Annotated in this window: 16 protein-coding genes and 2 tRNA genes; 14 read left to right on the top strand and 4 right to left on the bottom strand. The window is 44.8% G+C overall.

Going from position 1 to position 15830, the window contains the following annotated elements:
* The first annotated feature begins 31 nt into the window (after nt 1–31).
* The 13 genes from EJL04_RS01760 (at nt 32) to EJL04_RS16285 (ending at nt 10354) form a co-directional block, all read left to right on the top strand.
* The gene (locus EJL04_RS01760; protein ID WP_009124279.1) at nt 32–1321 is read left to right on the top strand and encodes a PDDEXK nuclease domain-containing protein; all 1290 of its coding nucleotides are present in this window, start codon (nt 32–34) and stop codon (nt 1319–1321) included.
* 11 nt (nt 1322–1332) lie between these two features.
* Nucleotides 1333–2358 (top strand): hypothetical protein, encoded by a 1026-nt coding sequence (locus EJL04_RS01755; protein ID WP_009124280.1) that lies wholly within the window; start codon nt 1333–1335, stop codon nt 2356–2358.
* A 223-nt stretch (nt 2359–2581) separates the two neighbouring features.
* Nucleotides 2582–2890, top strand: a complete 309-nt coding sequence (locus EJL04_RS01750) for a DUF3853 family protein (protein WP_008664960.1) — start codon at nt 2582–2584, stop codon at nt 2888–2890.
* A gap of 8 nt (nt 2891–2898) precedes the next feature.
* A complete protein-coding gene (locus EJL04_RS01745) occupies nt 2899–3981 on the top strand; it encodes an AAA family ATPase (protein ID WP_009124281.1) in 1083 nt (360 codons plus the stop codon).
* 212 nt (nt 3982–4193) lie between these two features.
* Nucleotides 4194–5150, top strand: a complete 957-nt coding sequence (locus EJL04_RS01740) for a toprim domain-containing protein (protein WP_039968574.1) — start codon at nt 4194–4196, stop codon at nt 5148–5150.
* 206 nt (nt 5151–5356) lie between these two features.
* Nucleotides 5357–6760, top strand: a complete 1404-nt coding sequence (locus tag EJL04_RS01735) for a mobilization protein (protein WP_125103924.1) — start codon at nt 5357–5359, stop codon at nt 6758–6760.
* Nucleotides 6761–7063: 303 nt separating this feature from the next.
* Nucleotides 7064–7627 (top strand): zinc ribbon domain-containing protein, encoded by a 564-nt coding sequence (locus EJL04_RS16790; protein WP_370540970.1) that lies wholly within the window; start codon nt 7064–7066, stop codon nt 7625–7627.
* Nucleotides 7627–8142 carry a GNAT family N-acetyltransferase gene (locus tag EJL04_RS01715; protein ID WP_009124285.1) on the top strand — a complete coding sequence of 172 codons (516 nt, stop codon included), beginning with the start codon at nt 7627–7629 and terminating at the stop codon, nt 8140–8142. The genes EJL04_RS16790 and EJL04_RS01715 overlap by 1 nt, the downstream gene beginning before the upstream one ends.
* Entirely contained in the window at nt 8139–8705 is a 567-nt protein-coding gene (locus EJL04_RS01710) for a flavodoxin family protein (protein WP_009124286.1), read from the top strand. Before EJL04_RS01715 ends, EJL04_RS01710 begins: the two co-directional genes overlap by 4 nt.
* 28 nt (nt 8706–8733) lie before the next feature.
* Nucleotides 8734–9591 (top strand): GNAT family N-acetyltransferase, encoded by an 858-nt coding sequence (locus tag EJL04_RS01705; RefSeq protein WP_009124287.1) that lies wholly within the window; start codon nt 8734–8736, stop codon nt 9589–9591.
* A gap of 14 nt (nt 9592–9605) precedes the next feature.
* Entirely contained in the window at nt 9606–9959 is a 354-nt protein-coding gene (locus EJL04_RS01700; RefSeq protein ID WP_009124288.1) for a nuclear transport factor 2 family protein, read from the top strand.
* A 29-nt stretch (nt 9960–9988) separates the two neighbouring features.
* Nucleotides 9989–10189: a 4-oxalocrotonate tautomerase DmpI gene (gene dmpI, locus EJL04_RS01695; RefSeq protein WP_009124289.1), complete on the top strand. Its 201-nt coding sequence runs from the start codon at nt 9989–9991 to the stop codon at nt 10187–10189.
* Nucleotides 10190–10207: 18 nt separating this feature from the next.
* Nucleotides 10208–10354 (top strand): hypothetical protein, encoded by a 147-nt coding sequence (locus EJL04_RS16285; protein ID WP_164511711.1) that lies wholly within the window; start codon nt 10208–10210, stop codon nt 10352–10354.
* 138 nt (nt 10355–10492) lie between these two features.
* On the opposite strand, the gene EJL04_RS01690 is transcribed toward EJL04_RS16285, so the two are convergent.
* A tRNA-Ser gene (locus EJL04_RS01690) sits at nt 10493–10577 on the bottom strand.
* A 949-nt stretch (nt 10578–11526) separates the two neighbouring features.
* On the opposite strand from EJL04_RS01690, the gene EJL04_RS01685 reads away from it, so the two are divergent.
* Nucleotides 11527–14061, top strand: a complete 2535-nt coding sequence (locus EJL04_RS01685; RefSeq protein ID WP_125103923.1) for an endonuclease MutS2 — start codon at nt 11527–11529, stop codon at nt 14059–14061.
* Nucleotides 14062–14284: 223 nt separating this feature from the next.
* Here EJL04_RS01685 and EJL04_RS01680 read toward each other — a convergent pair whose 3' ends face one another.
* The 3 genes from EJL04_RS01680 to EJL04_RS01670 all read right to left on the bottom strand — a co-directional run bounded on the left by EJL04_RS01680 (nt 14285) and on the right by EJL04_RS01670 (nt 15725).
* Nucleotides 14285–15046 (bottom strand): YaaA family protein, encoded by a 762-nt coding sequence (locus EJL04_RS01680; protein ID WP_125103922.1) that lies wholly within the window; start codon nt 15044–15046, stop codon nt 14285–14287.
* Between the two features lie 104 nt (nt 15047–15150).
* Nucleotides 15151–15519, bottom strand: a complete 369-nt coding sequence (locus EJL04_RS01675; RefSeq protein WP_125103921.1) for an MmcQ/YjbR family DNA-binding protein — start codon at nt 15517–15519, stop codon at nt 15151–15153.
* Nucleotides 15520–15652: 133 nt separating this feature from the next.
* A tRNA-Trp gene (locus EJL04_RS01670) sits at nt 15653–15725 on the bottom strand.
* Between the last annotated feature and the right edge of the window lie 105 nt (nt 15726–15830).

Genomic DNA, 15830 nt, shown 5'->3' with positions numbered 1-15830 from the left:
AAGTATATTTGTATTCTGAAAATATCATAAGATGAGCAACAACGGACATAACATAGAAAAGACGAACTTTGACGCATTTATAAATGCTGTCGGTTCGGAAATACAACAGGCGCAAGTACGGCTGATTACCGCAGCCAATGCGCAAATGCTGTTCCACTACTGGAAAATGGGCAACTATATTCTTTATCATCAGCAACTGCATGGATGGGGAAGCAAAACCATCAAACAGTTGGCAAAGGCTATCCGGCTGAATTTCCCTGAAAAGAAAGGCTATTCGGAACGCAACCTTACCTATATGTGTCAGTTTGCAAGAACATATCCATTGAGAGTATTGCAGAATTTCATTGAAACGGATGCAAAACTAATAGCTCCAAGTGTGAAGAAAATTGAAGATGAAGTACACTACTTAAACGATTCGCAATTTACGCAAGAACCTCTTGCGCAAATTCAATCTACTGGTAACAAGGAAATTACAATCACGCAAGAACCTCTTGCACAAATTCATAATGTTGCTAAAACCGTATCCGACATTTACCGTATGGAAATTAAGGATATAGAAAACGTATTTATGGCATCACCTGTTGCAAAAACCAATTGGGCGAGCCATGTGATTATGCTTAACAGTTCGCTTCCATTGGGTGTAAGCTATTGGTACATGAAACAGTCCGTAGAAATGGGCTGGAGCAGCAATGTTCTTAAAATACAAATTGAAACCAATCTGTATAGCAGACAAATCAGCAACAACAAGGTTAATAATTTCACAGTCACGCTTCCTGCACCGCAAAGCGACCTTGCCAATTACCTTCTGAAAGACCCATACATCTTTGACTTGGCTGGAACTAAGGAAAAGGCAGACGAAAGGGACATAGAAGAACAACTGGTTAAGCACGTCACCCGTTACTTGCTGGAAATGGGAAATGGCTTTGCTTTCGTTGCCCGACAAAAACACTTTCAAATTGGCAACAGCGATTTCTTTGCCGACCTGATTCTGTATTCAATCCCCCTGCACGCATACATCGTAGTGGAATTGAAAGCAACCCCATTCAAACCGGAGTATGCAGGGCAACTGAACTTCTACATCAATGTGGTGGACGACAAACTGAGGGGAGAGAATGACAACAAGACTATCGGATTGTTGCTGTGCAAGGGGAAAGACGAAGTTGTAGCGCAATACGCATTGACAGGCTACGACCAGCCGATAGGCATCAGCGATTACCAGTTGAGCAAGGCTATACCTGAAAACTTAAAATCGGCTCTGCCAAGTATAGAGGAAGTGGAGGAAGAACTGACTTCCTTTCTTGATAAAGATAAGAACCCATAAACCAAGCGTATATGGCAGGAGAAATACAGATTATGATTCCCCAATATGGTGAACTCAATCGGATATACAACGACTTTTTAATCAGCCATACTTTCTCTTTTGACAGGCAGAAATTCATCACGGACTTCTACAAGCAATACAATAACACAAAAGCTTTCGAAGCCGCCATCCTTGAACTGGTGCTTGACAAACCGAAGGAACAATATACTCTAGTTCTCAACAGCCTGAGAACCGAAATAGAGAAAAACATACTGATTTACGAAAAACATCCATTGTTTGATAACGAGGTAATTTCTCGTGTATGCTACAACTTCGCAGGCAGATATGACGCTGATATAAAGGCACAATTGGAGGTTACACAAAAATTAAGCAAGCCTTTGAATGAAGCATACAACAGGTATGATTCCATTGGCTATAGGGTACATACGGCAGCAGAAGAAAAGCAAGCCGAAAAGGAGTATGAACGCTGCAAGGCTGAATATGAGAAGGAAAAAAAAGAACTGGAAAGGCTTTATGAATTGGAAAGGCAGGCAAGAAAGGAAGCTTTCCAATACATTGAGAACTGTTGCGGAGATATTTATAAACTGAGTTTTCATTTTATGGAAATATTGGCAAAATATATTCCCGTAGCAAAAGACAAGCCGGATGAACCGAGCAAGCAAGAGAAACAGCAGGATGCGCCAAAGGAGCAACCCGAATATTTCGATGCAGAATTACTTTCGCTTATTCATAAAGTCTGTGTGGGGGAACAGTTTGAAGATATTGCAACGCAGGACTTTTATGCCAACATGAACCTCTACTCCTGTAAAAAGGAATTAAAAATCAAGGCACGAGAAAAAATACGGGTGTGTTACCTGATATTCCTGATGAGTGAAAGACTGCCCAAACAAGACAGGGATAAATGGAAGAATATAATCCTGAAACAGTTGGATATTGACGAGAACTACTACAAGTCAAAGTACAAGGAACCGGTGTCGGATTTTCCAAGTGACAGTAACCAAAAGTTCGCTAAAGAAATGGACGCAATATTCCGATAATCCGTGATATGTCCTGACATTTTACGAAATCACCACTTTTACCACTCAAATTAATTTTTGAGTGGTATTTTTATTATTTGATATTCAGAGAAATAACAGGATATTCCATTTACACCAACCACATCCTTACCACTCACGCCCCTACCTAATTTTGCATCGTTCGAGAACAGAGATAACAGCCAGTGCGCAGGGCTGATTGTTTAACGGCTAAATAGATTGAACGATGACAAATCTTCAAGAGTTATTATTAAAACCCGTCTGGCAGATGACAGGCGAAGAGTTCATATTCCTGAGCAAGCACGCTTCCGGTCAAACGGAAACGCAACCACGACCCGTTACGGACACAGAAAGAAAATATGTGTACGGAATACTGGGCATTGCCAAACTGTTCGGGTGTAGTCTGCCCACCGCCAACCGTATAAAGAAAAGCGGTAAGATAGACAAAGCTATTACGCAAATAGGGCGCAAGATTATCGTTGATGCGGAACTTGCCCTTGAACTGGCAGGAAAGAAAACCGGAGGACGGAAATAACGGGTGGTATGGCTATGGACTATATGAAAGAGATTAAGGACATATCGGCAGAAGAAGCCGTAATCCTTTGGCAAGCCTCACGTTTGAGCCTGTCGAAAAGTTATGAGAAAGCACCCGAAATCCTCAAAGTGCATGGTTCTGTCATTGGGACATTGGGCAACTTCAGCGCATCCATCGGCAAAGCCAAAAGTAAAAAGACATTCAATGTATCGGCTATCGTAGCCGCTACATTGAAGAATGGCACTGTGTTGCGGTATGTGGCAGAGCTCTCCGACGGGAAGCGGAAAGTGCTTTATGTTGATACGGAGCAAAGCCCTTATCATTGCCTGAAAGTCATGAAACGCATTTTACGGATGGCTGGCTTGCCCGATGACAGGGACAGCGAAAACCTTGAATTTCTCGCTTTGAGGAAATACACGCCTGAACAGCGTATCAGGATTGTCGAACAGGCTATCTATAATACGCCCGACATTGGTCTTGTAATCATAGACGGCATCCGTGACATGGTATATGACATCAACAGCCCCGGCGAATCCACACGCATCATATCCAAACTGATGCAGTGGACGGACGACAGGCAGATACACATCCATACGATACTGCATCAGAACAAAGGGGATGAGAATGCGAGAGGGCATATCGGCACGGAGTTAAACAATAAGGCGGAAACCGTATTGCTGGTGGAAAAGGACAAGAGCAACGGGGATATAAGCAGTGTTTCAGCCATGCACATCCGGGCAATGGATTTCGAGCCTTTTGCCTTTCGCATCAACGACAATGCCTTGCCCGAACTCATAGAGGGTTACAAAACAGAAAGCAAGAAACCGGGAAGACCCGAGGAAGAAAAGTTCGACCCTTACAGGCATATCACCGAACAGCAGCACCGCATCGCATTGGAAGCCGTTTTCGGGCTGAAAGAGGAATACGGTTACAAGGAACTGGAAGATGCTTTAATCAAAAGCTATACGTCAATAGGTGTAAAACTGAACCATCAAAAGGCAGTACCGCTCATCACCATGCTTCGCAACAAACGGATGATAGTGCAAGAGAACGGCAGAAAATACACATTCATGCCCGACTTCCACTATTAACCCGTTACCTGCAATCGCTTCACTTCATTCTGTGGGTCTATATATTAAGGATAAAGCGAAGTGATGCAAGGAATGGATAAACCGCTTCACTTTATTGCCGTATTCTATATATACGACAATTTAGTGAAGTGGTTATATAGACCGTACTTCTTAAAATGGTACGGGCGAAAAGAAAAATAAATCAATTCACCAACTACTCAAACAATTATCTTATGGATATACAGACAGCCAAGCAAATCAGGATAGCAGATTATCTGCACAGTTTGGGATATTCTCCCGTCAAACAACAGGGTATCAACCTATGGTATAAATCACCGTTAAGGGAAGAAACTGAAGCCTCGTTCAAGGTAAATATCGAGCGTAACCAATGGTATGATTTTGCACTCGGCAAAGGCGGCGGCACCATCGAACTGGCGTCACACTTATATGCTACCGACCATATACCTTATATATTGGAACGCATAGCGGAACAGACACCACATATCCGTCCTGATTCTTTCTCTTTTGGCAAGCAGTCATCTTCCGAGCCACGTTTTCAACAACTGGAGATTGTACCGCTTTCTTCGCCTGCCCTACTCTCATATTTGCAGGAAAGGGGAATAAACACGGAACTGGCGAAAAGAGAATGCCGCGAAGCTCATTTCACCAACAACGGCAAACGGTATTTCGCCATTGCCTTTCCAAACATATCGGGCGGCTATGAGATTCGCAACCGTTATTTCAAGGGCTGTATTGCCCCTAAGGAAATCTCCCACATCAGACAGGCGGGAAAAGCGAGGGAAACGTGTTATGTGTTCGAGGGATTTATGGACTATCTTTCATTTCTTACTTTGAGATTGGAAAATTGCCCGAAATTTCCCGAACTGGACAGACAAGATTATATGGTATTGAACTCTGTATCGAATGTGAGCAAGGCTCTCTATCCGTTGGGTAGCTACGAGCGCATACATTGTTTCTTTGACAATGACCGTGCAGGGATGGAAGCACTCCGGCAAATTCGTATGGAATACGGCAGGGATTTATACATCCGTGACGCTTCGCAAACCTACAGCGGATGCAAGGACTTGAACGAATACTTACAGAAACAGGCTGAAAGAAACAGGCAAGTCCAGTCCGTAAGAGAGACGCACACCCAGCCACCGAAAAAGAAGAACGGTTTTCGGTTATAGCCCACTATAACTACACGCTCCGCTTTCGTAGTTGTGGGCTCTCCCGAGGGGATTAGGGCTTTGCCCTAATAACCCACTCAGGGCGTTCACCCCTGAGAACCCCGAGCAAAGAGTGACCCTCTCTTTGCAATCACCGCTTATGGGTTGCACCCCTAAGAACCCCACTGCGGAAGCGAACAAAGTAATCTAATGTAAACAAAAAAACTATGGCAACAAAATCAAGCATACATATCAAGCCTTGCAACATCGCATCGAGCGAGGCACACAACCGAAGGACTGCCGAGTACATACGCAACATCGGAGAGTCCAGAATCTATGTCGTTTCCAAACTTTCCACCAATAACGAGCAGTGGGTAAATCCTGACTTCGGCACTACCGAATTGCGGACACATTACGACAACATCAAACGGATGGTCAAGGAAAAGACCGGACGTGCCATGCAGGAGAAAGAACGTGAACGCAAAGGCAAGAACGGAAAAATCATCAAGGTGGCAGGGTGTTCACCTATCCGTGAGGGGGTGTTGCTCATCAGAGCGGACACCACATTGGCAGATGTGCATAAATTTGGCGAGGAGTGCAAACAACGCTGGGGTATTACTCCGCTGCAAATCTTCCTGCACAAAGATGAAGGACATTGGCTGAGCGGACAACCCGAAGCTGAAGACAGAGAGAGTTTCCAAATTGATGGAAAGTGGTTCAAGCCGAATTATCACGCTCATATCGTTTTCGATTGGATGAACCACGATACAGGAAAAAGCTGTAAACTCAATGACGAGGATATGACCGAAATGCAAAGTTTGGCTTCTGACATTCTCCTGATGGAACGAGGACAATCTAAAACCGAAACAGGCAAGGAACATCTGGAACGTAACGATTTCATCATAAAGAAACAGAAAGCCGAACTGCAACGTATAGAGGAAACCCAAAGGCACAAGAAGCAGCAGGTAACTCTTGCTGAGCAAGAACTCAAACAGGTAAAATCGGAAATACGCACCGACAAACTCAAAAGCGCAGCTACCGATGCAGCCACAGCCATAGCAAGCGGTGTCGGTTCTCTTTTCGGAAGCGGAAAATTGAAAGATTTGGAACAAACTAATGAGAATTTACGTCATGAAATTGCCAAGCGTGACAAGGGTATTGATGAATTAAAAGCCAAGATGCAACAAATGCAGGAACAGCACGGCAAGCAGATTCGTAACCTACAAGGAATACATAATCAAGAGCTTGAAATCAAAGACAAGGAAATATCACGATTGAACACCATTCTTGAAAAAGCGTTCAACTGGTTCCCTTTACTCAAAGAGATGTTGAGAATGGAAAAATTCTGCTATGCCATCGGATTTACCAAAGATATGGTAAACAATCTTTTGACAAAAAAAGAAGCAATCAGATGCAATGGGAAAATCTATTCCGAAGAGCATAGACGAAAGTTTGACATAAAGAACGATATTTTCAAGATTGAGAAAAGTTTGGTTGATAATAATAAATTGGTGCTTACAATAAACAGGCAACCGATAGGCGAATGGTTCAAAGAGCAATGGGAGAAACTCCGGCAAGGTTTACGACAATCAGCGGAAGAGCCAAGAAAAAGTAGAGGATTCAAGCTATAATTCCACTCTATATAATGCAAAACATCAATAAAATAACTAATTTTGCATTCGGATAGGGGCAACTCTTTCCAAGACATAAGAAAAAGAAGCGTTATGCTCATCTTGTAACTTGAAAACCTGAGAGCCTTTCAAATTTGATGCAAGAGATAGCATAGTGGTTCTCACGCATATAGCGTGGGCTGCTATCGTTGTATCTGCATCATAGGCTTTCTCAGGGCCGTCAAGTTAGATTGACATAGGTAGTCCACGCTTTTGTATTTAATAACCTACCCTGTTGGACTGATGGGCGAAAAGGAAAACGATATGGAACAAAAATTCTGTCAAAGCTGCGGAATGCCGCTAACAAACGAAATCCTCGGTACGAATACCGATGGCACACTCAATGAAGATTATTGCATCTACTGCTACAAAGATGGCAAGTTTGCGCAGGATATGACTATGGAGCAGATGATTGACCACTGCGCCCAATTCACTGATGAGATAAACAAACAGTCAGGACAGAACTTGACACAGGAACAGGCTAAAGACATGATGCGTCAATTCTTCCCTCACCTTAAACGCTGGAAAAATAGACTCGTTATGTTTATTGCAATTCTCACATACAAAAAGCCGTTGAGCGAGGTTGATAACTATCTGAGTGCGCACCGTGAATATCTCGCCAAACATTATGCCATCGGAGATTTCATAACATCTGGGCCACAGATCCCTCGCATTGGTGGCGTGATAATGATAAAAGCCAACAACCGTGAAGCGGTTGATGCTATTATTTCCGAAGATCCGTTCCACATCAACGACATTGCCAACTATCAGATTGTGGAATTTACCCCGACAATGTTTTGCAATGAAGAGTTGAAAACAATTCTATAATGATGCGCCTTAGTCTTAGACCATATCAGCCCACAGATGCCAATGTAATTACTACTTGGCTAAAAAACGAATATCTTATGCGCCAATGGTGCGCTGACAGATATGAGTGTTACCCGGTCACACCAGAAGATATGAATATCTATCACGAGCGGTATATTGACGGACAAAGTCAACGCGCCCTGACAATGTTGAATGGCAATAACATTGTGGGATATATCACCCTGCGCACTCCGGCAGATGATTCATCGGAACAACGCTTGGGATTCGTCATTGTCGATGATTCAAAACGTGGTCAAGGTTTTGGTAAAACTCTTGTTTCAATGGCAGTCAAATATGCTTTTGAGACGCTTGGTGCTACGAAAGTATCACTCGGTGTCTTTGAAAATAATCCGTCAGCCATCCATTGCTATAAGTCTGCCGGATTCAGGCGCGTGATTGTTCCAACAACAGAAAGCTATTCTTGCTTGGGCGAAACTTGGAATTGCATTGAAATGGAACAATACAAAGGACTATGAAAGTAATTGGAATTAACGGCAGCTCACGGAAAGATGGTAATACAGCTATCATAATCCGCACGATATTTGAGGAACTGAATAAGAGAGGTATTGAAACCGAGTTTATCCAATTGGCCGATGTCGATATAGAGCCATGCCGTGCTTGTTTTGCCTGTAAAGGTAAAGGTAATTGTGTATTCCGCAAAGACGGTTTTGCCGAGGTATTTAGCAAAATAGTTGGAGCTGACGGGATAATTCTCGGTTCGCCGGTTTATTCAGCAGATGTTTCCTCTCGAATGAAAGCATTGTTGGACAGAGGTGGCGTTGTCGCTGCTGTCAATCCGGGAATATTGAAACACAAACTGGGCGTGGCAGTTGCCGCCGTTCGTCGTGCCGGAGGTATGACGGCGGTCGATACAATGAATCATTTTTTCTTAAACAAGGAGATGATAGTTGCTGGTTCCACATACTGGAACATGGTTTATGGGCGAGAAATTGGCGATGTTCTTAAAGATAATGAAGGAATTGCCAATATGCGCAATCTCGGTCAGAACATGGCTTCAATCCTGTTCAAATTAAATTAATGGTAACGAATCCGATAGCAAGTAACCCATGATTGAAATAAAAAACCTCGAAGGCATTTCATTCGAGCAAATATATACGGCTTTCAAGTCAGCTTTCTCGGATTACGAAATCAGCGTGGATAAGACAGAATTGAAGTCAATGCTGAAACGGCGAGGCTTCAATCCGGCTTTATCATTCGGTGCATTCTATGATGACAATATCGTGGCGTTCACGTTTAATGGTATTGGTAAATACTATAATGGCAAACTTACTGCATACGATACGGGAACAGGTACAAGAAAAGAGTTCAGAGGGCAAGGACTTGCCAAAAGAATATTTACGCACTCTATGCCATTCCTGAAAAATGCCGGTATAGAGAATTATTTGCTTGAGGTGCTTCAACATAATAAAAGAGCGTTAAAAATATATGAAAGTCTCGGTTTCGAGATTTTACGAGAATTTAATTTCTTCACTCAAAAGAAGCAACTGGTTGTTAACCATCTATCTGACAAACCTGCCAAATGCTCCATCGTCGCGCTGAAGTCTGAAGATATTTTGTCAGCCCAATCATTCCATGATTTTACCCCATCCTGGCAGAATGACATTGAATCTATTAAGAGAGCAGGTGATGATTTGGTGACGTTGGGAGCTATGGTTGATTCTGTTTTGTCAGGATACTGTGTTTTCTCTCCAAAGTCCGGTGACATTACCCAGATAGCTGTTGATCCGACTTTCCGCAGAAAAGGCGTCGCATCTTCCTTGCTAAAACAAATGATTGAGATGACTGAATCTGAAATAGTAAAAGTAATCAATGTCGAATCTCCAACTCCTTCTTTGGACGCATTTCTCGCGTCCAAAGGTGTTTGCCTCGCCGGTAAACAATTTGAGATGGTTTTGACATTATAAAAATGTAACATCAAATGACACCGAAAGAAGTACTGGAGAAATGGATTGATTGTTTCAACGCGTCCGACGTGGAGGGAATCGCCGCGCTATATGCGGACGATGCCGTAAACCATCAGGTGGCGAACGCTCCCGTGGCTGGAAAAGAAGCCATACGCCGGATGTTTGCCGGGGAGTTCGCAACGGCTAAAATGGTTTGTATTGTTGAAAATATTTTTGAAGATGGAGAATGGGCTATATTGGAATGGAAAGACCCATTGGGGTTGCGTGGTTGCGGCTTCTTCCATATCAAAAACAATCTTATTGTATATCAGAGGGGCTACTGGGACAAACTTAGTTTCTTGAAGCAACACAATCTTCCAATCGAATAGACGTTTTGTAATGCCAAAACACTTTTACAATGCCATACATATCAGTTGAAAGCGGAGCATTGACCGCCGAACAAAAGAAAGAACTTATTGAGCGGCTGACAGCGACAGCCGCCGAAATAATCCATATTCCGGCGCAGTTCTTCACCGTAACCATTAAGGAATTGCCGGATGAGAACTTTGGTATCGGCGGCAAGTCGATTGACGAAATCAAGCGAAATTATAAATCTTGATTTGCAAATAGATGGATAATGAAATTCGAAAATAAGAACTATATCTATTGGCTATGCGCCACAATTATCGTCATGTTCATGCTACCTTTCGTTGAGGCTCAGCTCGCATCGGAGTGTAGCGGCATGGTGTTGTGTATGATTTTGTTTCATGACTTCATAAGGTAATTGTAAATGGAAAGAATCACTGATCAATGCATAGTCGCTCGGCAGTTTTCTTAAATAATACAAAAACACCCAATTTTACATTATTGGGTGTAAAATTGGGTGTTTGTTTTGTAATTTGCTGATTTCCAACATTTATTGCGGAGAGAGAGGGATTCGAACCCCCGGTGCCTCTCAGCACGACGGTTTTCAAGACCGTTGTAATCGACCACTCTACCATCTCTCCTTTGTCGGATCGACAAGCTTTGTGTCTCAAAAGCGAGTGCAAAGGTAAGGAGTTTTTATGTAATCTCCAAATTTTTCCGCAACTTTTTTCAAAAAAAGTGTATTTTTCTTGTTTTCATGGTGATTTCATACGCTTTTGGATGGCTTAAAAGCATGCGTTGATGCCGGACATGGCGACACGGCGAGAAACGAGAAAAAGTTTTTGTTAAAAACTCGTCACTCGTCACATTAGAGTTTAACCCACTGACAATCAAAACGTTACAGTGTGACGAGTTGCATTTTCAACTCGTCACACTACTCATCACAACCAGCCGAAACGTGAAGATTTTCGGGCAAAAAAGGGCGGAAATGGCAGGATGTGATGAGTTGAGAAACCAACTCGTCACGCCTTATCAAGCTGACATTCAACGAGTTAAACCGCATTGTGACGAGTGACGAGTTTTTAACAAAACTTTTTTAGTATTAGAGTCAACCAATATCAGTAAAAGGATTACCAGAAGTTGACTTCCGACAGGAATAAGCAAAAAACATATCTATCGAAATCAGGAAAAGGCGTCAACGGCAATGAATTTATATGCTTTACATACAGAAAAACATGAAAAAGGCAATATGAACGGATATGCACTGTAAACAAAAGACAACAACCAAGAAATATTAAAAAGACACCTGCGTGCTGCCAAAAGAGCATCTTTCAACATACAAAAGGATACATTTCATACGGCAAAAGGGCACCTTTCAGAAGGCAAAAGGATGTCTTTTAAGATACAAAAGGGCACATATCATGCTGCGAAAAGACATATTTTAAAACGTAAAACAGACATGATTAAAGCCTGAAGTTTGGCAACTCTTATGCTGCGACACGGCGAAAATCAATGCGCCATACATGCGCACGATATAAAGATGTGATGATTTTATTTGGCATTTCAGCAGGGTTGCACTACCTTTGCAGCATGATTTACCCAAAGACGTTTGAAACTAAGATAGGATTCGATGAAATCCGCACGCTTCTGCGCGAGCGCTGCCTCAGTACACTCGGCAAGGAGAGAATAGACAACATGACATTCTCGAGCGACGCAGAAGTGATAAACGAATGGCTGCAACAGGTGAAAGAGTTCAGACGGCTGCAAGAAGAAGCCGACGACTTTCCGATGCAATATTTCTTCGACGTGCGCGAGTCGGTGGCACGCCTGCGACTTGAAGGCACTCATCTCGACGAAGGCGAACTGTTTGATCTCAGGCGCTCGCTCGAGACGATATGCAACATCGTCAACTATCTTAACCGCACGGACGGCAACGACGACGAGGAAGAAAGGACATACCCCTACCCCGCGCTACACCGCCTGACGGCAGACATTATAACATTTCCGCAACTGATACAGCGCATCGACCAGATACTCGACAAGTTTGGAAAGGTGAAAGACAGCGCATCGGTCGAGCTGCAGAACATAAGGCGCGAGCTGTCGCGCACCGAAGGCAGCATATCGCGCACACTATACAGCATACTGCGCTCGGCACAGAGCGAAGGACTGGTTGACAAGGACGTTACGCCTGCCATACGCGACGGCCGACTGGTGATACCCGTAACGCAGGGACTGAAGCGCAAAATAAGAGGTATAGTACACGATGAGTCGGCATCGGGCAAGACCGTGTTTATTGAGCCTACCGAAGTGGTAGAGGCCAACAACAAGGTGAGAGAGCTTGAAGCCGAGGAGCGACGCGAGATAATACGCATACTGACAGATTTCTCAAAACTTGTACGTCCGCACGTAAAGCCCATACTGGAGTCGTACAGGTTTCTGGCAACGATAGACATGATACGCGCCAAGGCCGAACTGGCACGGCTGATAAAAGGCATTGAGCCGGAAGTCGGGAAGAAGCCCCACATAGACTGGATTCAGGCACGCCACCCGCTGCTGCAGCTGTCGTTAGAAAAGCAGGACAAGAAGGTTGTGCCCCTCGACATAATGCTGACCAAAGACAAGCGCATACTGATAATATCGGGACCTAACGCCGGCGGAAAGTCGGTTTGCCTGAAGACGGCCGGACTGCTGCAATACATGCTTCAGTGCGGACTGTCAATCCCCGTAGGCGACCGCTCGCACACAGGAATATTCAAGAACATACTTATCGACATAGGCGACGAGCAGAGCATAGAGAACGACCTGAGTACATACTCGAGCCACCTCATGAACATGAAGTACATGATGAAGTTTGCCAACAACAGCACGCTGCTGCTCATCGACGAGTTTGGTACGGGCACGGAGCCTCAGATTGGCGGTGCAATAGCCGAAGCCGTGCTGAAGCAGTTCTGCAACAAACAGGCTTACGGAATAATAACCACCCACTATCAGAACCTAAAGCACTTTGCCGAAGACCACGAAGGAGTGGTAAACGGAGCCATGCTATACGACCGCCAGCAGATGAAAGCGCTGTTCCAGCTCTCGATAGGCAACCCCGGAAGCTCGTTTGCAATAGAGATAGCTCGCAAGATAGGACTGCCCGAAGAGGTGATAAAAGACGCGAGCGACATAGTTGGAAGCGACTATATACAGAGCGACAAATATCTGCAGGACATTGTGCGCGACAAACGCTACTGGGAAAACAAGCGACAGAACATTCATCAGCGCGAAAAGACAATGGAGCAGACCATTGCAAAATATGAAAGCGAGGTGAAGGAACTGGAGCAGAGCCGAAAGGACGTGATACGCAAGGCGAAGGAACAGGCCGAAGAACTGCTGCGCGAGAGCAACAAGAAGATTGAGAACGCCATAAGGGAGATACGCGAAAGTCAGGCCGAAAAGGCGGAGACCAAGCGCATAAGGGAAGAACTGAATGCGTTTAAGCAGGAAATCAACGAGGTTGACACTACTGCCAACGACGAGATGATAGCCCGAAAGATAAAACAGATACAGGAGCGCAAGGAGAGAAAGGAGAAGCGCAAGAAGGAGAAGGCCGAGAAGAACAAAGACGCAGCTGCCGCACTGAAAGAGGCCACGCTGAAGAAGAAAGAGAAAGACGCACCGCTGGAAGCCGGCGAGACAGTGCGCATAAAGGGCCTTACATCTGTGGGACGAATAGAAAGCACCGACGGCAAGATGGCAACAGTGATATTCGGCGACATGCGCACCAAGATGCGCGCCGACCGCCTGGAGCGTGCCGAAATGCCAAAAAAGGAGGAGCCGAAGACCTACGCGTCAGTGGGACGACAGACGCGCGAGACGATAGACAACCGCAAGCTGAACTTCAAGCAGGACATAGACGTGCGCGGAATGAGGGGCGACGAAGCCATAAACGCCGTTACATATTTTATCGACGATGCCATACTTGTGGGCATGAGCCGCGTGCGCATTCTGCACGGCACAGGTTCGGGCATACTGCGCCAGCTTATCCGTCAGTATCTGTCGACCGTGCCAAACGTTGTTTCTTACCGCGATGAACACGTGCAGTTTGGCGGTGCCGGAATAACGGTGGTTGACCTTGAATAAACAGACAGACAATAATCTTCACAATATAAAAATGACTGCTGAGCAAATTATAACATTGCCCAGCAGTCATTTTTGTTTATTATCGCTTACCGAAAATATAAAAACAGAGATAAACAATATCACAATTCCGGCACGGATACTCAACTACAAAAAGCACAATCACAATGGGTCAACAAGCCGCATCGTGGGTTATTATGGCGTTATACCTATGCCTTCAGCCGCTTTATAGGTTTGCGACAAACACAGGGGAACCAGCTTTGCTGTCTACCTCGCTGTAAGAGAAGCCCTCAAAATCGAACGACTTCAGCTTGTCGGCATTGTCAATGCGGTTTTGAAGCAGATAGCGCGTCATGGCTCCGCGGCACATCTTGGCGTAAATGACAATAGTCTTAAGCCGTCCGCCCTTGCTGACATAGAATTCCGGGCGAACAACATCAACCTCGCGCGCCACCTTGCGCCAGTTGAACAGTCGCCTCATCTCGCTGCTCGCAAGGTCGACAAGCAGTCCGCCGGAAGCCTTAACCGAATCGATAAGCACATCGGTGAGCAGCGGTTTCCAATAGTCGAACATACTCACACCGTTATCCGGCAGCACCACGTTGCCTTCAAGTCTGTAAGGCTTTATCATGTCGGCGGGGCGCAAAAGGCCATACAAGAACGAAGTTATCCACAGATGCTCCTGTGCATAAGTCTGAACTTCGGGCGTAAAGCCCGGCGCATCAAGATACTTATAAACCACGCCCGTATATGCCAAAACAGCCTGAAGCCTCGGTCCTTCGCCCGCAAAGTGCATATACCTCAGCCGGTTCTGCCGCGCAATGTCTGCGTTGCAGTGAAGCATGTCAGCCAGTTCGGCCTCATCATATCCCGCCATCTGCAATGCGTTGTGCATAGCCTCGCCGGCAAAACGCGGCTCGGTCATAATGCCATAATTGCCGTCATCACTTCCGCGCATATCCTTCGCGCATCCAATAAGAATCTGCATATTTGATATTTTATTTAATTCGACATAAAATAATTTATCCGGCGAGAGTCAGACGATAAACACCGTCCACCGCACACTCACGCCACAAGTGCCCAATAAAGCCATTATTCTGTCAGTGCCTCATATTCGCGCTGCATCTTTTTAGGCATCTTCTTCACCACCTCTTCAACCGAATGAAGTATAAGTTCGCAGATAAGACTGTCGGGCACATCGCTATCAAGAGCCACCGTTATCCAATATTTTCTGTCAGAGTGGCGACCGAAGAATATGCCGTCATATCGCTCCATGAGTTCAGCCGACCGCTCCGTGCTGCACTTCATGTTGGCGATAAAGCAGCCGTCTTTGGGCTCCAGACCGCAATATGTGAACATCTTTCCCATAATTTTATACACAAGCACGTCGCTGCCGAAAGGGAAACATTCTTCAACACCCTTCACTGTAAGGCAAAAATCGCGAAACTGTTCTATGTTCATATCTTCAGAGATAATGTTTATGGCGATGCAAATATAACGATTTTGCCGGTTTAATCCAAACCTGGCATGGCGCAATAACAACTATCAAGAAAACAAAAGCCGCAACCTTATTGGCTGCGGCTCTATGTTGTTGCACGGGAAGAGAGGCTCGAACTCCCGACACTCGGTTTTGGAGACCGATGCTCTACCAACTGAGCTATCCCCGTGTTTGCGGCTGCAAAGGTAATGTCTGTTTTTTAATTCTGCAAATCTTTGATAAATTTATTTCATGCAAAAGCGCATAATTTATGCCATTTTGTGCTGCAGACGCC

Origin of the sequence: Prevotella marseillensis (assembly GCF_900625065.1) — a bacterium.
GTDB classification, from domain to species: Bacteria; Bacteroidota; Bacteroidia; order Bacteroidales; family Bacteroidaceae; genus Prevotella; species Prevotella rara.
The sequence above is the reverse complement of the archived record's forward strand: the minus strand, read 5'-3'. Positions and strand labels throughout refer to the sequence as shown.